22 protein-coding genes are annotated in these 18,691 nt (G+C 60.8%); 15 read left to right on the top strand and 7 right to left on the bottom strand.

Annotated elements, in window-relative coordinates; translation table 11 throughout:
• Positions 1 to 3 precede the first annotated feature (3 nt).
• The 5 genes from NKI32_RS19955 to NKI32_RS19935 all read right to left on the bottom strand — a co-directional run bounded on the left by NKI32_RS19955 (position 4) and on the right by NKI32_RS19935 (position 5,763).
• Positions 4 to 756: an SDR family NAD(P)-dependent oxidoreductase gene (locus NKI32_RS19955; RefSeq protein WP_023669777.1), complete on the bottom strand. Its 753-nt coding sequence runs from the start codon at positions 754 to 756 to the stop codon at positions 4 to 6.
• A gap of 130 nt (positions 757 to 886) precedes the next feature.
• Positions 887 to 3,163 (bottom strand): transglycosylase domain-containing protein, encoded by a 2,277-nt coding sequence (locus tag NKI32_RS19950; RefSeq protein ID WP_353003283.1) that lies wholly within the window; start codon positions 3,161 to 3,163, stop codon positions 887 to 889.
• Between the two features lie 122 nt (positions 3,164 to 3,285).
• Positions 3,286 to 4,521 (bottom strand): site-specific integrase, encoded by a 1,236-nt coding sequence (locus tag NKI32_RS19945; RefSeq protein WP_023807216.1) that lies wholly within the window; start codon positions 4,519 to 4,521, stop codon positions 3,286 to 3,288.
• Positions 4,485 to 4,748 (bottom strand): hypothetical protein, encoded by a 264-nt coding sequence (locus NKI32_RS19940; protein ID WP_353003280.1) that lies wholly within the window; start codon positions 4,746 to 4,748, stop codon positions 4,485 to 4,487. The genes NKI32_RS19945 and NKI32_RS19940 overlap by 37 nt, the downstream gene beginning before the upstream one ends.
• Before the next feature lie 196 nt (positions 4,749 to 4,944).
• Positions 4,945 to 5,763 (bottom strand): LexA family transcriptional regulator, encoded by an 819-nt coding sequence (locus NKI32_RS19935; RefSeq protein WP_023831675.1) that lies wholly within the window; start codon positions 5,761 to 5,763, stop codon positions 4,945 to 4,947.
• Positions 5,764 to 5,891: 128 nt separating this feature from the next.
• Between NKI32_RS19935 and NKI32_RS19930 the strand changes: the two genes are divergently transcribed.
• The 8 genes from NKI32_RS19930 to NKI32_RS19895 are packed head-to-tail and all read left to right on the top strand — an operon-like array spanning position 5,892 to position 11,424.
• Complete coding sequence (locus tag NKI32_RS19930) at positions 5,892 to 6,239, top strand: helix-turn-helix domain-containing protein (protein WP_353003278.1); 348 nt, start codon at positions 5,892 to 5,894, stop codon at positions 6,237 to 6,239.
• Entirely contained in the window at positions 6,236 to 7,096 is an 861-nt protein-coding gene (locus NKI32_RS19925) for a hypothetical protein (RefSeq protein ID WP_023807211.1), read from the top strand. Before NKI32_RS19930 ends, NKI32_RS19925 begins: the two co-directional genes overlap by 4 nt.
• Positions 7,089 to 7,442 (top strand): hypothetical protein, encoded by a 354-nt coding sequence (locus tag NKI32_RS19920; RefSeq protein WP_353003276.1) that lies wholly within the window; start codon positions 7,089 to 7,091, stop codon positions 7,440 to 7,442. Before NKI32_RS19925 ends, NKI32_RS19920 begins: the two co-directional genes overlap by 8 nt.
• Entirely contained in the window at positions 7,439 to 9,025 is a 1,587-nt protein-coding gene (locus NKI32_RS19915; RefSeq protein ID WP_353003274.1) for a DEAD/DEAH box helicase, read from the top strand. Before NKI32_RS19920 ends, NKI32_RS19915 begins: the two co-directional genes overlap by 4 nt.
• Complete coding sequence (locus tag NKI32_RS19910) at positions 9,022 to 9,951, top strand: primase/helicase family protein (RefSeq protein ID WP_353003272.1); 930 nt, start codon at positions 9,022 to 9,024, stop codon at positions 9,949 to 9,951. Before NKI32_RS19915 ends, NKI32_RS19910 begins: the two co-directional genes overlap by 4 nt.
• Complete coding sequence (locus NKI32_RS19905; protein ID WP_023807207.1) at positions 9,948 to 10,541, top strand: hypothetical protein; 594 nt, start codon at positions 9,948 to 9,950, stop codon at positions 10,539 to 10,541. Before NKI32_RS19910 ends, NKI32_RS19905 begins: the two co-directional genes overlap by 4 nt.
• Positions 10,538 to 10,825 carry a hypothetical protein gene (locus NKI32_RS19900; protein WP_023831670.1) on the top strand — a complete coding sequence of 96 codons (288 nt, stop codon included), beginning with the start codon at positions 10,538 to 10,540 and terminating at the stop codon, positions 10,823 to 10,825. The genes NKI32_RS19905 and NKI32_RS19900 overlap by 4 nt, the downstream gene beginning before the upstream one ends.
• Positions 10,792 to 11,424, top strand: coding sequence for a DUF6456 domain-containing protein (locus NKI32_RS19895; RefSeq protein WP_245266145.1), 633 nt, complete (start codon positions 10,792 to 10,794; stop codon positions 11,422 to 11,424). The genes NKI32_RS19900 and NKI32_RS19895 overlap by 34 nt, the downstream gene beginning before the upstream one ends.
• 97 nt (positions 11,425 to 11,521) lie before the next feature.
• On the opposite strand, the gene NKI32_RS19890 is transcribed toward NKI32_RS19895, so the two are convergent.
• Positions 11,522 to 11,806, bottom strand: a complete 285-nt coding sequence (locus tag NKI32_RS19890; protein ID WP_031195517.1) for a helix-turn-helix domain-containing protein — start codon at positions 11,804 to 11,806, stop codon at positions 11,522 to 11,524.
• A gap of 292 nt (positions 11,807 to 12,098) precedes the next feature.
• Positions 12,099 to 12,299 (bottom strand): hypothetical protein, encoded by a 201-nt coding sequence (locus NKI32_RS19885; RefSeq protein ID WP_245266144.1) that lies wholly within the window; start codon positions 12,297 to 12,299, stop codon positions 12,099 to 12,101.
• Positions 12,300 to 12,444: 145 nt separating this feature from the next.
• Here NKI32_RS19885 and NKI32_RS19880 point away from each other — a divergent pair, with 145 nt between their 5' ends.
• The 7 genes from NKI32_RS19880 to NKI32_RS19850 are packed head-to-tail and all read left to right on the top strand — an operon-like array spanning position 12,445 to position 18,687.
• Complete coding sequence (locus NKI32_RS19880) at positions 12,445 to 12,951, top strand: terminase small subunit (protein ID WP_245274121.1); 507 nt, start codon at positions 12,445 to 12,447, stop codon at positions 12,949 to 12,951.
• Positions 12,926 to 14,458 carry a terminase large subunit domain-containing protein gene (locus NKI32_RS19875; protein WP_031195513.1) on the top strand — a complete coding sequence of 511 codons (1,533 nt, stop codon included), beginning with the start codon at positions 12,926 to 12,928 and terminating at the stop codon, positions 14,456 to 14,458. The genes NKI32_RS19880 and NKI32_RS19875 overlap by 26 nt, the downstream gene beginning before the upstream one ends.
• Positions 14,455 to 16,686 carry a hypothetical protein gene (locus NKI32_RS19870; protein ID WP_353003270.1) on the top strand — a complete coding sequence of 744 codons (2,232 nt, stop codon included), beginning with the start codon at positions 14,455 to 14,457 and terminating at the stop codon, positions 16,684 to 16,686. Before NKI32_RS19875 ends, NKI32_RS19870 begins: the two co-directional genes overlap by 4 nt.
• Before the next feature lie 13 nt (positions 16,687 to 16,699).
• Positions 16,700 to 16,951 carry a hypothetical protein gene (locus tag NKI32_RS19865; RefSeq protein ID WP_023833692.1) on the top strand — a complete coding sequence of 84 codons (252 nt, stop codon included), beginning with the start codon at positions 16,700 to 16,702 and terminating at the stop codon, positions 16,949 to 16,951.
• Positions 16,951 to 17,277 carry a hypothetical protein gene (locus NKI32_RS19860; protein ID WP_023831664.1) on the top strand — a complete coding sequence of 109 codons (327 nt, stop codon included), beginning with the start codon at positions 16,951 to 16,953 and terminating at the stop codon, positions 17,275 to 17,277. The genes NKI32_RS19865 and NKI32_RS19860 overlap by 1 nt, the downstream gene beginning before the upstream one ends.
• Complete coding sequence (locus NKI32_RS19855; RefSeq protein WP_023831663.1) at positions 17,274 to 17,495, top strand: hypothetical protein; 222 nt, start codon at positions 17,274 to 17,276, stop codon at positions 17,493 to 17,495. The genes NKI32_RS19860 and NKI32_RS19855 overlap by 4 nt, the downstream gene beginning before the upstream one ends.
• Before the next feature lie 28 nt (positions 17,496 to 17,523).
• Positions 17,524 to 18,687 carry a hypothetical protein gene (locus tag NKI32_RS19850; RefSeq protein ID WP_353003268.1) on the top strand — a complete coding sequence of 388 codons (1,164 nt, stop codon included), beginning with the start codon at positions 17,524 to 17,526 and terminating at the stop codon, positions 18,685 to 18,687.
• Positions 18,688 to 18,691 lie beyond the last annotated feature (4 nt).

Genomic DNA, 18,691 nt, shown 5'->3' with positions numbered 1-18,691 from the left:
TGCTCAGACGTGCTGGCCGCCATTGATGTGGATTTCCGAGCCCGTCACATAGGACGCCTGCTGCGAGCACAGGAAGAAGATGATGTCGGCGACTTCCGAGGTGGCGCCAAGGCGCCTGAGTGGGATCGTCTCGACGATCTTGTCGGTGCCCGGCGACAGGATCGCGGTGTCGATCTCGCCCGGCGCAATCGCATTGACGCGGATACCGTGCGGGCCGAAATCATGCGCCATCTCGCGCGTCAGCGAACCGAGCGCCGCCTTCGAGGTCGCATAGGCGGTGCCGGCGAAAGGATGCACGCGCGTGCCGGCGATCGAGGTGACGTTGACGATCGAACCTTTTGCTGCCGCAAGCTCCTTGAAGAGACCACGCGCGAGCATGATCGGCGCGAAGAAATTCACCTGGAACACATCGCGCCAGACATGCATCGGCGTGTCGATCGAATCCATCCGGCTGTTGCCGTCCTTGAGCTTCGGCGAAATGCCGGCATTGTTGACCAGCGCGTGCAATTGCCCGCCATGCGCTTCCAGCCGGTGACGTATCTCCGAGACGGCGATGCCGACATCTTCCTGGTCGGCGAGATCGACCTTGATGTGGTCCTCTGGGCCGGCCGGCCACGGGCAATCCTCGGCAAAGGCCTGGCGCGAACAGGTGATGACGCGCCAACCCTCACGCGAAAAGCGCTTGACCGTAGCATGTCCGATGCCGCGGCTGGCTCCGGTCAGCACGATGGTTTTTCTGGTGTCGGTCTCAGCCATGTCTGTCACTCCGGCCGGAGATGTAGCCGAATGCCGCGGAGGTGGCGAGAGGCCGAATTGTCACCGCAGCTCTCATATGAGGAACGGATTGCCAGCTCGCATTTGATTCGAAGCCAGAATGACGAGCCGCTCAGCCGCCGCCGAGAATATCCAGGATTGAGGTTTTCCGCTTCTTGGTCGGGCCGCCGACGCTGCCCGGCGGTACCGGGTGGTTGATCGAGGCCGTGGTGCCGCCGTCGCCCGGCATGTTGAAACCGTCGGCATCGACGGTTTCGGCCGTACGGCGGACCGGTGCTTGTGCGGGTACAGCAGCAGGTGCCGGCGCGGCAGCAGGCTCAGAACGGCTGACGGCCACGGCAGGCAACGGCGCCGCCTGATTGTTATCGACTGACGGAATATCGTCGGGCACGATGGTGTCGGGCGGCGTCGACTTCCAGGTGCCGGGCAGCGGCCGGACCGGCACACCTTCATGCGCGGCCACCATGAACTCGTGCCAGGCCTGTGCCGGCAGCGCGCCACCGGTGACCTTCTTCATCGGCGTGCCGTCATCGTTGCCGAACCATACGCCGGTGGTGAGGTTTGCGGTGTAGCCGACGAACCAGGCGTCGCGCGAATTCTGGCTGGTTCCGGTCTTGCCAGCAGACGGCCAGGCGAAGGCCGCCTTCTTCGCCGTGCCGATCTCGACCGTGCCGGTCATCATCGAGTTCATCATGCCGACAATGTTCTGCTTGACGACGCGCGGCGCGCTGCCGCCATTGTCGTCATAGAGCACCTTGCCTTCGGTCGTGGTGATGCGGCGGATGAAATGGATGTCGGGCTTGTAGCCGCCATTGGCGAACGGCACATAGGCCGATGTCAGCTCCAGCGGCGTCACCTCCGAAGTGCCGAGCGCGATCGAGGTGTTGGCGATCAGATCGGACTGGATGCCCATGCGGTGCGCCGCCTCGACCATCGCGTCGGGCCCGACTTCCATCGTCAGCTGTGCCGCGACGGAATTCAGCGATTTCGCCAAAGCGGTCGCCAACGTCACCTTGCCGAAATATTTGCCGCCGTAATTGTCCGGTGTCCACTTGCCGATCTTGATCGGTGCGTCGTTGCGCACGCTGTCGGGCGTGCGGCCGGCTTCCAGCGCGGCCATATAGACGAACGGCTTGAACGCCGAGCCCGGCTGGCGGCGTGCTTCGGAGGCGCGGTCGAACTGGCTGGTCGAATAGTCGTAGCCGCCGACCATGGCGCGCACGGCGCCGGAATTGTCGATCGAGACCAGCGCGCCTTGGCTGACATTGAGCTTCTTGCCGCTCTCGTCGATCAGCCGGCGGATCGACTGTTCGGCGAGCTTCTGCAGGTTGAGGTCGACGGTGGTGTCGACGACGATGTCGCTGCGCACGTCGCCGATCAAATCGGGCAGCTCTTCCATGATGGTGTCGGCGACGTAGTTTTCCGAACCGGTCCAGTAGGATGGCGCGCGCGTTGCCGGCGCGCTCATCGCCGAGGCCAGTTCCTTGGCGCTGATCTTGCCTTCGTCGCGCATGGCGGCGAGCACCAGCTGCGAACGCTCCTCCGCCGCCTTCGGATCCCGCGCCGGCGACAGTCGCGACGGCGCCTTCAAGAGGCCGGCGAGAAGGGCCGCCTCCGACAGAGTGACATCGCGCGCGCTCTTGCCGAAATAGCGGCGCGAGGCCGCCTCGACGCCATAGGCGCCGGAGCCGAAATAGACCCGGTTGAGGTACATTTCGAGGATCTGGTCCTTGGTATGCTTGTGCTCCAGCCACAGCGCCAGCAGCACTTCCTGCACCTTGCGCTCCAGCGTGCGGTCGGGCTTCAGGAACAGGTTCTTGGCCAGTTGCTGGGTCAGCGTCGAGCCGCCCTGCGAGAAACGCCGGCCCAGAACATTGGTCACCATGGCGCGTGACAGGCCGATCGGGTCGATGCCGAAATGCGAATAGAAGCGGCGGTCCTCGATGGCGATGACGGCTTCCGGAATGTAGGGCGACATTTCGTGCAGGCCGACCGCCTCGCCGCCGCTCATGCCGCGGTTGGCAAGCAGTTGCCCGTCGACCGAGACGATCTTGATGTTGGGCGCACGGTCGGGGATCGACCAGGTGGTCGCCGCCGGCATCTTGGCGCCGTAATAGACGACGATGCCGGCCACCGCGATGCCGCCCCAGATGCAGAGCACGAAGCACCAGTAGAACATCCGGGCCATCACGCCGAAAAGGCCGCGCCGGGCTTTGCCTCGCTTGCCGCGTGACGATGATTTTGCCTTGGAGGTTTTGCGCGCCGAAGATGATTTGCGATTGGCCGGCACGACCCGATCCTCCTCGTTCACCGAAAAACCGGCCGCGGATTTCGCCTTTGGCGATCCCTCGAAGCTGGGTTCGATGCGACTGTCTCTGCGGTTCGCCATGCGTTGCGCTGTCTTCCCGGTATCAATGGCGCTCGGGTTGGAGGGTAGATGCGGCGGTTTAAGGGCGCGTTAAAGCAGGGCTCGTGCAGGCCGTTGAAATTCCTTACGAACTTCTTAATCCGTTACCGCGCGTTACCGCTGCCGTTACCGCTCTGTTCACGGCGCTTGACGCGCGCGTCAGCAAAGCGGTCGGCGGCCTCCAACACGGCGCGATCATACTGCTTGGTGGTGCTGGTTGCGCTATGGCCGGCGACCTTGCTGGCATCGTCCAGGCTGGCGTCGGATGCCCTGCCCTCGGTAATGCCTGAAGCTCGCAAGTCTCGAGCCCAAAGGGCCACGGGAAGGCCCGCGACCTTGCGATCGACCGACCACCGCTGCGCGAATATCTTGGCGCGCCAGGGCAACCCGTTTTCCTCGGCCACGATGATCGGCCCCTTGCGCTTCTCGATCGGCCAATGCTGCAGTTCTTCCATGACCATCGGCGCCTTCTTCAGCGAATACGAAATGCTGATGCCAGTGCTGTCGGCGGTCTTGGATGGCGTGTAGCGCAGCACCATGTCGGCGTCGATATCTTCCCAGCGCAGACCGAACCATTTCAGATCCCGGTCGGCGTCGAGCACTTCGGAAATTCCGCCCATGTCCATCGGCCACCACTGGCCGATCACGTCCCACAGGCGAAGCACTGTCTCGAAGCACAGGGCATAGGCGAGTGCCGACGAAGGCCGTCCGGCCTGATGCGCAGCTGCGCGCGCCGCAATGATCTGGTTGGCGGTGGCAGACTGCTTGCGGGGTTTTGGGTGGGGGAGTTTTTTCGCTGTCTCGCGCATGACAACAGCCAGTTCCGAGCAACCGGGCAGACGCATCATGATTCCGAAGCTGACGGCAGCGAAGAGCACGGCACGGGCAGTTGACGCTGCGGCGAGGTATCGCCCGTTCTCAGACCACACGTCGTGCCAGTCTATGAGGTCAACCCCGGTTGTCTCATCGAGGCGGACGCTGCCGACGTGGGCTTTGAGGTTTTTGAGGTAGTGATTGTAAGGCCGGAGCGACCCAGGCTTCAGCTTACGATAGGGACTGCGCTTGTGGGTCTCGTAAATGGTCAGCAGTGACTTGATGGCACCATCGAATTTCAGCGGATCGGCGCGATAGCCGGTGCGCCACAGCAGCATCTCGGCCTGCAGCGCATCGCACTTTGCCTTGAGCATCTCCGGCTGATCGGCGAGGTAGTAGAGGTTCACCGTCTTCGGGATATAGCCGTTCTTGACGTCGTTCTCATCGGCAATCCAGTGCGGTACGCGCCCGCCGGCGCGCTTGATCCATTTCAGGCCTGGGGCCTTTGTCTGGTCTTCGACTTCCATTGGCTTGCGTCCGCTTTGCCGGGTGGCGCCGTTGCCGTGGTTGGGCCGGTTCCGAGATAGTTTTCGTAGAACCTGCGCACCAAGGGGACCGGGCGCCCTCCGTGAAATTCATCAATAGCCGGGAAACCGGGCTTGTTGGCAAGGGTTGGCAGGCGCTCGCGTGTCCATTTTTCAGCCTTTTCCCTGCCGACGATGGCTTCTGCGATCTGCAAATCGGTCGCGAACATCGGCAGATCGTCCAGGGTTATAGCCGGCGGCACGAGCCGTCCGAATCGACATTGAGCGGGCGGGCGAGATCGGCGAAGATTGAATGAGCGGCTGTGTGCATGGGATGGCTCCTCTATCGATGAAGCCATTAATGCATTCTGCATTAACCAAGTCAATGCATTGCGCACTGATTTATGCGATCGCGCGCAGAAAAAATTATAGGCGCGAGACCTGTCCGACGACGCGACCGATGATTCGGACATGTTCAAGCAATGCGTTCTGCGGAGGGTGAGCAGGATTGTCGGAAAGGATTGTGACCGCCGGCGGCTGGCTGAACAGTACCTTCGACAGCCGCTTTACTCTGGGCTCGCCGTCTCCGTCATCGAACACATAAATGCCGTCGGCGCCGAAGCTGCTTTGCCTGGTGTCAACGATGATCCGATTGCCGGGATAGAGCGTCGGAACCATGCTATCCCCGACGACCGCCATGAAGATCGAGCCGGCGGGCGACGCCTGCAGCTCATGCCTGAAGAAGCTGTCCGGAATCAGCCATTCATTCACGACCTTGTGCCCGGTCACCGTCCCTGCGCTCGATATGGCCACCACCTCGGCCCCTGCCTGTCCGTGACCGGCACCGGGCCTTACATCAATCTCCGGCGTAGCTCCTGGCGTCTTTGGCGTGTAGCGCTGCGCACCTGACAGGACGCCGCCGTCATCGCCAATATTCTCGCTGTCGATGTGGCTGACGTGGTCAGGCTCGGCTGGGTCCCATTCATCAATCGAAATCCGCTCTGGCTCTCTCAGGCCGGCGTCCGAACGTGGTCCTTCGCCGAGCATTAGCCAGGCAAGCCGGACATTGAAAAATGACGCATAGAGCTTAGCGGTTTCGGTGTCGAAATCACGCGAGCCGTTTTCATGGCCGGCGTAGGTGCCGACCGGCACCTTGAGGTCCTCCGCTGCTTTAGTGGCTGACCTGTAGCCAGCGTATAGGCGCGCACTGCGTAGGCGGCTGGCGCGATTATCCTCGGACGGCATAGAAAATCCCCATGAAAATTGAATTTCGATGCATTATGCATGAAAAGAGTGATGCGCGCTGCATTGTTTTCTGCCGATGACGTGCTATGCTTAACGCATTGATAACTGCCGAACGCATAGGAACGTTGATGACCGAAACGCCCGACATCGCAGAAGCAGCACCGATAACGCCGTCCGACATCGTGGCGATCCGCAACGCCCGGAACTGGAAGCGTTCGAACCTGGCGGCCTACCTCGGCTGCAACTACACGACCGTCTGGCGCATGGAAAATGGCAAGATCGCAATCGACGGCGCCCATCGCCGCTTGCTGCACCAGCTGAAACCTGCCGCGAGGAAAGCGTTCACTGTTGTTCGCACCTGCGACGGCACGGTGATCGCCTGCGACCCGTCGACCGGGATCACGGCATCCGCCCTTAGCGTTGACGAAGCCTTGGCGGAACTTCGCCGACTGCTCGCTATGAAAGATGCCGCATGATGATCCGTAAAACCGCGAAGACAGCGCCGGCGACCCGCTCACTTACCGAACGGGAGGCCGCCGCGCTTACAGTCCGCATCCGCAAAGCCGTTGACAATGTGTGGGCGCTTCTCCTGGAGGCGCAGGAGCGCGAGGCATGGAAGGCGCTGCGCTATGCGACCTGGGAAGCCTATGTAAAGGCCGAATTCGCAATGTCTCGGCGTAATTCCTACCGGCTTCTCGACCTCGGCCGCGTCGTCCGCGAGATCGAAGATTTTGTGCCGCATGCGGCACAAATCACGCAGCGCGACGCCGCTGCGATCAAGGACGATTTGCCGGCTGTGAAGGCCGAGATAGTCGCACGCATCGATAGGGGTGCTGAGCCTGCAAAGGCCGCCACCGATGTCATAGCGGAGAAGCGCGCCGCGAAGGATAAAGCGAAGGTCGAACATGACCGCCAACGGGAACAATCCCGCGCTGCCCTGCCCGATGCAGTCAAGCAGCACGTTACCACTCGCGGAGTCGCTAAGACCAAAGCCGACGGCTCGAATGTCGAGACTGTAGACCGTGTGTCTGAACTGGAAGAACGGGTGCGCGGCCTGGAAGCGGACAACGCATCGCTCAAGGCTGAAAACGCAAAGTTCGCCGACATGTGGGTGCAGTATCAGCAAGGCGGCTTCGAAGCTGTGATCGCTGGGAAGGACGAAGAAATTCGCACCCTCAACGCCCGGCTGATCCAGGAGAGCGAAGACAAGGCCGGATGGATGAAGCGGGCAAAGGGGTGGCAGAAGCGCGCCACTGATCTCGGCTGGTCCGGCGACGTGGTCATTCCCCTTGATCCGCGATCTTCGGATGATGAGGTCATTTCCCTTGGCTGACGTGGCCGATCTCTTCAGCAGAGTGCGGTCGTTTGGCGCAAACATCGTGCTGGACGGCAACTCCCTGCGGATCGTGAACCCGAAGAAGCTGCCTGCATCCGCGAAAACGTACATCACCAAGAACAGTCAGGCCGTCGCCGAATATCTGCGCTCGGACGAGAACATCGAATTCGAAGAGCGTGCCGGGATCGTCGAGTTTGAAGCTGGCGCGCCTCGCGAATGGGCCGAACAGTTCGCCCGCTATCTGTCCCTGACCAAGCCGGCCGGGGTTTCGGAAATGGACTGGTCCTGGTTCCTGACGACGTGCGGTCGCATGATCGACGAAGCGCCGGGGGTAGCGGTATGAACGCGCTTCCGCCAGCCCATCACCAGATATCGCTCCGTCCTCACCAGATCAGAACGGAAGAGCTTTTGCGGCAGCGTATCCGCGAAGGCGCACGCCGGATCATCTTGGTGGCGCCGACGGCGTTCGGGAAGACAGAGACCGCAATCGATCTCGTGACCAAAAACCAAGCCAAGAATTCTCGAGCCTGGTTCATCGTGGATCGCGTCACGCTGATCGACCAGACCAGCGAGCGCTTCGCAAAATACGGCATCGACCACGGCATTATCCAGGCCGATCACTGGCTGACCGATCCGACGAAGCCTGTGCAGGTGGCATCGGCGCAAACGGTAGGACGGCGCAAATATCTGGACAGCGAGCTGCCGAAGCTCATCATCATTGATGAGGCTCATTGCGAATACCAATCCAATCTTGAGCTGGTCGAACGCGCCAAAGACGCCATCGTCGTCGGTTTGACCGCGACGCCTTTCACCGACGGTATGGCCGACCACTGGGACGCCCTCGTCAACGGCGCGACGACAAATCAGCTTCTCGCGGATGGTTGGCTGACCCCGCTCAAGATCAAAGCGTGCGTCGCGCCTGACATGAAGGGCGCGAAGAAGGCGTTCACCGGCGAGTACGACGAAACCGACGCCGGCCAACGCGGGATAACAATCATTGGCGACGTGATCCATACATGGGTTCAACAGACACAAAAGCATTTCGGGGGTCCGGTGAAGACCCTCGTTTTCTCACCGTCCGTTGCCCACGGTGAAGAGCTTTGCCGGCAGTTCGCCGCGGCTGGCTTCAACTTTCAACAAATCAGCTACCTGGACGCCTCGGACAAAGAGCGGCGCGACAAAATCGAAGAATTCCGCAAGCCGGACAGCGCGATCCACGGGCTCGTTTCCTGCGCGGTACTGACCAAGGGCTTCGACGTGCCGGACGTGATGTGCGGCATCTCCTGCAGGCCCTACAGAAAATCCTTCTCGTCCCATATCCAAGAGCTTGGGCGCGTGATGCGCATTTCCGAAGGCAAAGATTTCGGGCTGTGGCTGGATCACTCCGGCAACTGCGTCACGTTCGCTGAAGACACTGCCTGGCTGTTCGAACATGGCGTCCACAGCCTGTCGAGCGCTCAAAAGAAAGACGGCGAGGCTCGGGAGCCCAACGAGAAAGTCAAACAGAAATACTTTTGCGGCGAGTGCGGGCTTCAAATGGAGCCCCACCACGCTGCTTGCGTTTCCTGCGGCTGGCAGCGGCCGAAGTATGGCGAAATTCAAGTCGTTGAAGGCGAGCTGATCGATGTCGATTTCAGCATCAAGAACGCCTTCACGCCGCGCAAAGGTCTGCGCGCGAAATGCCTGGAAGATCCGAAGTCGATCTGGAACACGGCGCTGGCCTATTGCCTGTCCAATGGGCGCAAGGGGGAGGAATCGTCTCGCAAGTGGGCCTATGGCGTTTGGCGCGGCATCTACCCCGGCAGCAAGCTGCCCTATGGCCTGTTCGATGCGGCCTGCAAACACAGCCAGGTGAAGATTGACGAGTGGCAGCTTGTCGAACGCGAAATCAAACGGTTCCGCAACAAGCCGAGGCGCGCCGGATGAGCATCGAAGACGCGATCGACGACGCATGCTCTTCGGTCGGCATCATTCCGCCAAAGGAACGCAGCTACGGCAAGTGGCTTCACACCGACACGCTGTCCGGGAAGAACGGCAAGGGCGACGGGCGCGTCATCATCAACGAAACACACGTCACGGCCTTCAACTGGCAAACCGGTGGGACTGTAACCGTCGGGATGGGTGGGGAGGTCGAGAAACGCGATCGGCAGAAAATCGCAAAGCAAATCGAGTTTTCAAAGCGCAAGAAGCAGGCCGACGCGGCACGCGCTGCCCGACTAGCGTCGGACATGATCGCCACGGCCAAGATCGCCGCGCACCCCTACCTGGCCGCGAAAGGGTTTCGTGACGAAAAGGCCATGGTGATCCGGGTGGAAGATGTGCGTCGGATCGGCGGCGATTACCTCGTGCCCGATGCCGGCTGTTCTTCCGCGATGGTCATACCGGCCCGCATCGGCGGCCAAGTGGCGTCTGCACAATTGATCTGGGAAGACGGCACCAAGAAGTTTCTTTTCGGCGGGGCCACATGGGGCGCTGCCCACCGGATCAGCACCGGCGTCGATACCTGGCTCTGTGAAGGCTATGCAACGGGCCTCTCCGTCCGCGCCGCTCTGCAGGGGATGAAGATCAAACCGACCGTCCTCTGCTGCTTCTCGGCCGCCAATATCGTCACTGTAGCTGGCCACAGCGGCGGGCGGGTTTTCATCGCGGCTGAGAATGACAAGCCGCTGAAGCAGTTCGATGGCCTCGGCGCCAGCGAATACTACGCCCGCAAAACGTCGCTGCCCTTTGGCATGCCGCCCGATATCGGGACGGACTTCAACGACCTTCACCAACGATCAAGCATCTTTGCCGTGCAGCGAGCCCTGACAGCCGTCATGGCGAACGCAGCGCGCAAGAAAGGCACTTCATGAAAAAGGAACTCGACACCTCGAAAGCTTCTTTCAAACTTGACCTCATCGAGACAGCCAACGCGGACCCGGTGATGACTGCTGCCGACTTGAAACTGTTGGCGGCATATATGTCGGTCATGGAATGGCCTTCGGGTAAAGCATGGCTTTCCATCACGCTGGGTTGCGCAAAAACCGGACTGAGCGAACGGCAATATTGGACAAGCCGAACGCGTCTCGCCGGTAAGAATGAAGCCAAAAGGCCGTACATGATCGCTGCCGGCGGCTCCGGCACCGTTGACGCGTTCAAGCTGATCAATCCCTGGCGGGATGAAGCAATCGAGCACGTCGCGGCCATGACGGCTTTCCATCGAGAGCGCTTGAGGCAACAAAAGGCCAAATCTCGGCTGAAGAAGATAACGTCGCAAACAAGCGATGTGTCACTGCAACCATTGCAGGGACATAACCCCGGTTGTCACTGCAAAATTTGCAGTCCTGTCACTGCAACCATTGCAGACAAGTACCCCTCAGATAGTACCCCAAGGAAAGAAGGGGCCGGTAAGAATAATCCTGGCTCGAACGTTCTGCCCTTCGGCAAGCGGAAGGCGTCATGATGCAAACGCTCTCTCAGGCTGAACTTGATGACGCGTACCATCACGCGATCTTCGACTGTGACCAGGCGCTGTCCGATTACATCCGTCGCGCCTTCAAGCTGCGGCAAGAGCAAATGGCATGGAAGGGTGTAAGCCCGATCCTCTGGGACACGATCCGCAACGATCTGCACGAGATGCTGGCGCAAGCTTTCCACGAATGTGAGTTCAAGCACCTCGGGCCGGAGCGGTACGATCAACTGATGGACAGACTATGGAAGCGCAACCCGGAGCAACAACCAGTATGACGAAAAGCAGGAACAGCAAGCTGACCGTTCCGAAGATGCGGAAAGGCGAAGCGGAACAGGCGAAGATTCGGCGAGACCTTGGCCATGACTTCGCTGTCCAGAAGGACGATCACGGTCGCGACCGGCTCATTGCCGGCACCGCCGACGCAAGGCGCGTCTACGATGTCAGCAATGGCGGCTATATCAGCACGGGTGGCATAGCCCGGGTTCGCAATGTCGATCCCCTCAAGGGCATTTCGAGCCTGACATACAAGCAGCGGGACGCGGGTACTCGCTATCGCGCTGACTTCGAATTGGCGACGCGCGAGGGCCTGAAGACCATGGGCATGGGCGAGCGCGTCGACGGCGGCCGATCCGGTGCGAGTGTCCCGGCCAAGCTGATCGACAACCACGCGGTGATGGCGCGGGCGCGGCAAGCTCTGGTCTATCCCGAGATCCTGGCTGTAATCGATGCGGTATGCGGTCTCGGGATGTCGATCAAGGAAGTGGCGCAGCGGGAGAACGTGGTCCGAGACATTCCGGCCCAGCTCTTGCGCATGGGTCTGGAACGTCTCGTTTTTCACTACGGGTCGCAGTCCGCAACCCGTCACAACAGTTGAAACGTGCCGTCACGTATGGTAGAGATTTGGGCACGGTGACGATTTGCGCCGGAACCCGCCCGAATGAGGCGGGTTTTTTGTTGCGCATCGGTTTTTATCACACAAGCGGATCGGTAAAGGCCTTCGCGTCTGCCATCAGCTGTTCATACCAGTCGAATGACACAATATCCGACATCGATCCTTCCCCGATCTTTCCTTTCGCGCCGTGCGCCAATGCAACCCGTTCTGCAGCAAGGATATGCATCCTACGAAGGGTCGCCTTGCCCCCCTCGATTTCTTGGTAGGCACGCAGTTTCAAACCCAACTCTTCGGCCATCTGTGTTTGCGTCAAGCCAAGATCATTGCGGAGCCATTCCAATTGTTGTGCGTTCATCGCTTCCATTGAATTGAGCCCTGCGTTGCGCTATATCGGGACCGGGTGAGGTTTGGACCCCCACCCGGCTCCGGTGTTACCGGCCTATGGAGAGAGCCAATCTCCATCTGCCGAACCGGACGTGGAAGGTGAGCTTGAAGCTCATGGTGTCCTCCAGTCCGTTGCCGAAGCGGGATTGCTTCGGCGAAATGAATATACGCAGAAACTGCGCATCGCGCAACCGAAAAGCGCAGAAACTGCATATTATTTAGAGCCGCTTCGGGTCCAACCGGGCGGCTTTCGCTTTAGAGGTGCGGCGCACCTACGAATCGCTGGGTAGCTCCTGCCTGCGCTTTGGCTGGATAGGCGGGGAGTTAAGCCTTATCAGCTGACCGGCCGCAAAATTCCTGGCAAATTCTTCGTTCTCGAAAAGATGCTGGGTGGTTTCGCCGTTCTCAAAGATCTGCACCGCCCATTGGCCGTCGATCCTTTCGACACGAACACCATTTGTACTCTCGTCCACGGTCGCCACTCCCAAACACGAGCCCCAACGAACCATTTCAGTCGCAAGGTTCAAACGTATAATTCCGCATGCGCTCAGACCGCAAGGTGCCTCAATGCCCGCAACAGAGCTGACCCCGAAGCAAGCGCGCTTCATCGAAGAATTCATGATCGACCTGAACGCCACACAGGCGGCAAAGCGGGCCGGCTACAGCGAATTGACAGCCCAGGTGCAAGGATCGCGCCTATTATCGAATGTTATGGTTGGCGAGGCCATCGCAGCGCGGCAAGCAGCCATCGCTGAAAAGCTCGGCGTCACTCAGGAACGCATCGTGGCCGAGCTGGCGAAGATTGCCTTTTCCGATATTCGCAAGGCGGTGCAGTGGGGCCGCAGCCCGATCGACACGGAATCGGAGAACGCCAAGCCGAATGGTCTCGGCATCTATCCGGTCGAGTTGGTCGGCAGCGACAAGATTGACGACGACACGGCCGCCGCGGTCTCTGAAGTCTCGCTTACCCAGACCGGCATCAAGATCAAGATGCACGACAAGAAATCGGCGCTGGTCGACCTGGGCAAGCATTTTGGCATGTTCAAGGAACGCGTCGAGCTCACTGGCAAGGACGGCGCCGCGCTCGTCCCGGTGGTCAATGTCCGCCTCCGCAGCCGCAGCTGAAATCAATCTCGACCTGCACGACAAGCAGGCGCTGGCATTCGAGACGGAAGCAACCGAAGCGCTCTATGGCGGTGCTGCCGGCGGTGGCAAGTCGCACCTGATGCGCGCGGCCGCCATAACCTGGTGCGCGGAAATCCCAGGCCTTCAGGTCTATCTCTTCCGCCGCATCCGCGACGACCTGATCAAGAACCACATGGAAGGCCCCCAAGGCTTTCGCCAGATGCTCGCCGGCTGGGTGGAATGCGGGTTCGTCACCATCGTAGAGGATGAAATTCGGTTCTGGAACGGATCGAGGATCTATCTCTGCCACTGCAAAGACGAGAAGGACCGTTTCAAATATCAGGGCGCTGAAATCCATGTGCTGCTGATCGACGAGCTGACCCACTTCACCGAAGTGATTTACCGGTTCCTCCGCAACCGCGTGCGCATGGTCGGGATCAAGGTTCCGCCGCAATACGCCGGCCGCTTCCCGCGCATCCTCTGTGGAGCCAATCCGGGCGGGATCGGTCACCAGTTCGTCAAGGCAACGTTCATTGACGGCGTCCTGCCGCTGAAGGTGTACAAGGCCGAAGTCAGCGAAGGCGGCATGCAGCGGCAGTTCATCCCTGCGCAGCTCGAAGACAACCCATCAATGAACGACAACGATCCCGGCTATGAAAGCCGGCTGATGGGTCTCGGTTCGGAGAGCCTGGTGCGCGCAATGCGCTATGGCGACTGGGACGTTGTTGAGGGCGCCTATTTCGACAACTTCGAACGACGCCGGCACGTCGTCAAACCATTCGCCATTCCAGACCACTGGACACGCTTCAGGGCGGGCGACTGGGGCAGCGCCAAGCCGTTCTCTTTTGGTTGGTATGCGGTGGCGTCCGACGATACGATTGTGCCGTCTGGCGTGGCTGGCGCGCCCGGCATCGTCATTCCACGCGGCGCGCTCATCAAGTACCGCGAATGGTATGGCGTGAAGATCGACAAATCGGGTCGCTATCTGCCCAACACTGGTCTGAAGCTGCATGCAGAAGCGGTCGGGGCCGGTGTCCGCCAGCGCGATTATGACGACACGATCAGTTACGGCGTCCTTGACCCTGCTGCGTTCAGCCAGGACGGCGGGCCATCGCTGGCCGAGAGGATGGCGAACGGGACGAACGCTAACGGATCGACCTTCCGGCGCGCGGACAACAAGCGAACGGCTGGACGCGGCGCAATGGGCGGCTGGGATCAGTTGCGCGGCCGACTGACTGGCGACGAGGACGGCCGGGCGATGCTGTTCTTCTTCGAAACCTGCATACACACGATTCGGACCCTGCCGGCGCTGCAGCACGACGAGGCGAACCCGGAAGACCTCAACAGCGACCAGGAAGACCATGCGGCCGACGAGACGCGCTACGCGTGCATGTCGCGGCCATGGGCGGCCAAGACCAAGACGCCGGCTCCCAAGGTGCCCCAGGGCCATGTCCAGCTTCCCGGCGTGCCTGACGACGGCAACGGGCGTCGAAGGATTCGCATATGATCAACGACACTGAAGACGAGATCGACAACACCGCAGATGATGCGGTCGACCCGTCGCTGAAGCCGAAGGCCTCCAAGGGCTGGCTGAAGCTGATCACGGATCAGGAGAAGGCCGGCTTTGCCGACTATCAGACACGGTGCACCAACATCCAGAAGCGGTATGCCGATCTGGAGCGCCTGGCGAACGTCACCCGCGACCGCGAGTTTCAAATCTTCTGGGCCAATATCGAAGTCCTGAAGCCTTCCATGTATTCCCGCCCACCGGTTCCGGTGGTCGCGCCGCGCTTTCAGGACAGGCGGCCGCTCCCGCGCACGGCATCGGAGCTTGTCGAGCGCTCGACGGCGGTGACGTTCGATCGGCAGAACATTGACGGCGTGATGCGGCTGGTGCGAGACGACCTGGCCACGATTGCGCGCGGCTGCATGTGGATCCGGTACGAGACCAAGAGCCGAGAGAACGGCTACACCGAAACCGTCTGCATCGAGCACAAGAACCGTCGCGACTTCGTGCATGATCCCGCCCGAAACTGGAAGGAAGTGGACTGGGTCGCGGGCGGCGCATGGATGACGCGCAAAGAGATGCGCAAGCGCTTCAAGGCGACGTCAGGCAACGCCTATCAGGATGCCGAGTTCGCCAAGTGCAAGGACGACAAGAACAACACCGACGGCAAGCTGAAGGCGCGGGTCTGGGAACTGTGGTCGAAGTCCGAAAACAAGGTGGTGTGGCTGTCACCGGGCGTTGATGTCGTGCTGGACGAGGGCGCGCCGCACCTCACGTTGGAAAACTTCTTCCCGTGTCCGCAGCCGGCCTATGGCACGTTGCAGCCGGAGAGCCTTATCCCGGTTCCCGATTACGTCTTCTACAAAGACCAGATCGAGGAAATCAACGACATCACCAACCGCATTTCGGCATTGACCGAAGCGCTTCAGGTGCGTGGTTTCTATCCGGCCGGCGCCGGCGAAATCGGCGATGCGATCGAGGCCGCGGTTAAGACGCGCGATCCGCGCCAGATCATGGTCCCGGTCAGCAATTGGGCCGCGTTCGGCAATGGATCGGCCAAGGACACGGTTGTCTGGCTGCCGACCGACATGGTGGCGTCGACCATCACGCAGCTGATCGCGCTTCGCAAGCAGCTCATCGAGGACATTTACCAGATCAGCGGCCTGTCGGACATCATGCGGGGCGAGAGCAACCCGAACGAAACGCTCGGCGCGCAGCAGATCAAGACGCAATACGGCTCTGTCCGCATTCGCGACCGGCAGAACGAGCTGGTGCGCATCGCTCGCGACGCGGCGCGCATCATCGCCGAGGTCATGGCAGAGAATTTCCAGTCGAAGACGCTGCTGGAAATGAGCCAGATGGAACTGCCGAGCGAGGCCGATATCGCCAAGCAGGTAAAGCCGCTGGAGGCCCAAGCCAAAAGCATCGAGAAGGAATTGCAGGGCGCGTCGCGTGATCCCGAAATCGCCGCGATGGCGAAGCAGAACCCGGAAGCCGCGCAGCAGATAATGCAGCAGGCTCAGGGCCAGATTGCCGAGATCACGAAGCAGATCGAGGAGCTGAAAAAGACCGTCACCATCGACCAGGTGATGGACTTCCTGCACGATCAGAAAATCCGGCCGTTCAGTCTCGACATCGAGACCGACAGCACCATCCAGCCCGACGAGAATGCCGAGAAGCAGCGCCGCAGCGAGTTCCTGACTGCGCTTGCTGGCACGCTCGCCCAGCTTGGCCCGATGGTGCAGGCACAACCTGAGACGGCTCCCTTCGCTGCCGAGGTGCTGAAATTCGCCATGGCGCCGTTCCGTCCCGGTCGCAGCATGGATGCGACGATTGACGAGTTTGCGGAGCAGATGAAGGCGATGGGTTCCCAGCCTAGGCCAGATCCCAGTGCCGGCAGAGCGGAAGCTGACGCCAAGGCCAACGAAGGCAAGATGGCGGTGGAAAAGGCCAAGTCTGACGCCGCAATGGCCAAGTCACAAAGCGACGCGGAAATCGCCAGAACCAAGGCGGAGGCCGATATCGCCCGGATCAACGCTGATGCCGCGCAAAAGCAGCGCGAGGCCGATATCCGCATCCGCGAGATCGAGGCCAACGCGGCCGCCGCAGCTCAGAAGCACGAGCAGGACATGCAGAAGGGTCAGCTCGAAATCGAAAAGCTGCGCCTTCAGGTGCTCGGCCAAGCGCAGAAGAACGCCGCGCTTCAGCCAGCTGCTGCTCAACTTTGAAAAGGACAATGCCATGCCAGTCAGTGCTGATGAACTCTGCCGGGGCGGCATGAGCTATCCGGTGGCAATCGAGGTTGCCCGCCAGATGAACGCGGGCCTCACCAATGGCAACGTCGACCGGCTTATGTCCGTTGGGGTGCCTGGCGAGCAGGCAAAGGAACTGGCCAAGCAGATCAACGCCGGTGTCTTCGATGCGCACAAGCTTGCTTTAAGCAATGTGAACCCGGGCGTTGCAACTCTGCTGAAGCGGACCAGCGGCCTGTGATGGCTTACACGTGGATCAATCTCGGCGACGGCCGGCAGGTTTTCCACAAGGTGGATACCGCCAAGCCGAAGCGCTCGCATCTATCGGCGCCAATGATCAATTCGGACACCATGTCCGAAGTCCAGTCGATGCACGACGGCAAGGTCTACACCTCGAAATCGGCTCTTCGCGCGACTTACCGCGCCGCCGGGCTCGAGGAAGTTGGCAACGATCCGGCACGGCTGCGGCCCCGCAAGCGTCCGAAGATCGACCGTAAGGCGATCAAGGAAACAGTGCTGAAAGCAAAAGCCCGATTTGACCGCGGCGAACGGGTCCGGGCGCCGTGATTAGCGCCGGCCTCGCCAACGCGATCGAGGCATCATTCAAAGCCAGTCGCCTCGATATTGGCCAGCAGGCTGTCTTGTGTGTCGCCATGCTTGAGGGCGCGCTGTCCCTCATCATCCCGAACGACATTCGGGCGAAGATGGAAGAGAAATTGCTGCGCGGAATCACGCGCGAGCACATCGACCAGGCGCTGGAATTGATGCGCCAGGACCACCAGTAACCAGCAATCCCTCAGACGGAGCAATCCCATGGAAGACTTGAACGGAGGCGCTTCGGCGCCCGCCGAAATCTCGACTGTTGCCGACGACGCGCAGACGCCGAATCCGATCAGCACCGAACCCAACACCGCCGAGCCCAAGCCCGAACCGGAAGCAAAGAAGGCGCCGACCGCTCGCGAAGCGCTGAAGGCTGCGGCCGAAAAGGTCAATGAGAAGGCCAAGGCCGAAGAGACCGACACCGGCAAGAAACCAGTGGAGGCCCAGCCCAAGCCGGGCGAGAAGGCTGCTGACAAGACCGACAAGACGCTTCCCGATCCGAAGCCGACCAAGGACCCGAACACCACCCAGCAGCCTGCCAAGACGGCAGAGACGGCCAAGACTGAGCCCGGCAAGCCTGCCACTCAAACCAGCCATGCCGAGGCTCCCGCGCGCTTCAAGAGCGACGCCGCTGCGATGGCCGAATGGGAGAAGGCTCCCGACCCGGTCAAGGCGGCCGTTCACCGCTCGATCCGCGAGCTTGAAGCCGGCATCGAAAAGCACCGCGTGCCAGCGGAGGAATTCGAGAAGGTCCGGGACTTCCACGAACTGGCCACCAAGAACAACACGACCATGCGCGATGCGATGACGCGCTACACCAATCTGGAGCGGACGCTACTCTCGGACCCGCTGAAGGGCATTGAGGCCGTCTGCGACTATGCAGGCATGTCGCTTCGCCAGCTCGCTGCGCATGTCATGGGCCAGAAGCCCGACGAGGTGCAGGGCCAGAATGACGCGACGATCCAGCAGCTCAAGCGCGAGATCGAGACGCTGAAGCATAGCGTCGGCGGCGTCACCAACACGATGCAACAGCAGCACGTCGCAATGATCGATGCGCAGGTGCAGAAGTTCGCGGCTGACAATCCCCGTTTCGAGGACCTGGTCGAAGACATCGCCTTTTTCCTGAAATCAGGCAAAACCGCCGATCTGGCCGAAGCTTACAAGCTTGCGGAAATGCTCAATCCCGACCCGGCCGCATCGACCACCACAGTTTCAGCAGCGCCTCAGACGCGCACCGCTCAAGACCCCCAGGCTCAGACCCTGAAGGGCCAGAAATCAATCACAGGCGCGCCCTCGGCTGGCTCAGACCCGGCAACGAAGCGGGCTTCAACCTCAATCAAGGATTCGCTCCGCCGAGCTGTCGCTCAGGCCGGGTGATCCC

It is taken from the genome of Mesorhizobium sp. M0761 (assembly GCF_040320205.1).
Taxonomy (GTDB): Bacteria; Pseudomonadota; Alphaproteobacteria; order Rhizobiales; family Rhizobiaceae; genus Mesorhizobium.
This window is presented reverse-complemented; position numbering and strand designations above follow the sequence as displayed.

Excerpts from the sequence above, each read along its gene's own strand:
- NKI32_RS19860 (WP_023831664.1), top strand. The coding sequence starts at position 16,951 with ATGGCTTACACGTGGATCAATCTCGGCGACGGCCGGCAGGTTTTCCAC.
- NKI32_RS19940 (WP_353003280.1), bottom strand. The coding sequence starts at position 4,748 with ATGTTCGCGACCGATTTGCAGATCGCAGAAGCCATCGTCGGCAGGGAA.
- NKI32_RS19950 (WP_353003283.1), bottom strand. The coding sequence starts at position 3,163 with ATGGCGAACCGCAGAGACAGTCGCATCGAACCCAGCTTCGAGGGATCG.
- NKI32_RS19955 (WP_023669777.1), bottom strand. The coding sequence starts at position 756 with ATGGCTGAGACCGACACCAGAAAAACCATCGTGCTGACCGGAGCCAGC.
- NKI32_RS19910 (WP_353003272.1), top strand. The coding sequence starts at position 9,022 with ATGAGCATCGAAGACGCGATCGACGACGCATGCTCTTCGGTCGGCATC.
- NKI32_RS19945 (WP_023807216.1), bottom strand. The coding sequence starts at position 4,521 with ATGGAAGTCGAAGACCAGACAAAGGCCCCAGGCCTGAAATGGATCAAG.
- NKI32_RS19900 (WP_023831670.1), top strand. The coding sequence starts at position 10,538 with ATGATGCAAACGCTCTCTCAGGCTGAACTTGATGACGCGTACCATCAC.
- NKI32_RS19930 (WP_353003278.1), top strand. The coding sequence starts at position 5,892 with ATGACCGAAACGCCCGACATCGCAGAAGCAGCACCGATAACGCCGTCC.
- NKI32_RS19870 (WP_353003270.1), top strand. The coding sequence starts at position 14,455 with ATGATCAACGACACTGAAGACGAGATCGACAACACCGCAGATGATGCG.
- NKI32_RS19925 (WP_023807211.1), top strand. The coding sequence starts at position 6,236 with ATGATGATCCGTAAAACCGCGAAGACAGCGCCGGCGACCCGCTCACTT.
- NKI32_RS19865 (WP_023833692.1), top strand. The coding sequence starts at position 16,700 with ATGCCAGTCAGTGCTGATGAACTCTGCCGGGGCGGCATGAGCTATCCG.
- NKI32_RS19880 (WP_245274121.1), top strand. The coding sequence starts at position 12,445 with ATGATCGACCTGAACGCCACACAGGCGGCAAAGCGGGCCGGCTACAGC.
- NKI32_RS19935 (WP_023831675.1), bottom strand. The coding sequence starts at position 5,763 with ATGCCGTCCGAGGATAATCGCGCCAGCCGCCTACGCAGTGCGCGCCTA.
- NKI32_RS19915 (WP_353003274.1), top strand. The coding sequence starts at position 7,439 with ATGAACGCGCTTCCGCCAGCCCATCACCAGATATCGCTCCGTCCTCAC.
- NKI32_RS19875 (WP_031195513.1), top strand. The coding sequence starts at position 12,926 with ATGTCCGCCTCCGCAGCCGCAGCTGAAATCAATCTCGACCTGCACGAC.
- NKI32_RS19905 (WP_023807207.1), top strand. The coding sequence starts at position 9,948 with ATGAAAAAGGAACTCGACACCTCGAAAGCTTCTTTCAAACTTGACCTC.
- NKI32_RS19890 (WP_031195517.1), bottom strand. The coding sequence starts at position 11,806 with ATGGAAGCGATGAACGCACAACAATTGGAATGGCTCCGCAATGATCTT.
- NKI32_RS19850 (WP_353003268.1), top strand. The coding sequence starts at position 17,524 with ATGGAAGACTTGAACGGAGGCGCTTCGGCGCCCGCCGAAATCTCGACT.
- NKI32_RS19895 (WP_245266145.1), top strand. The coding sequence starts at position 10,792 with ATGGAAGCGCAACCCGGAGCAACAACCAGTATGACGAAAAGCAGGAAC.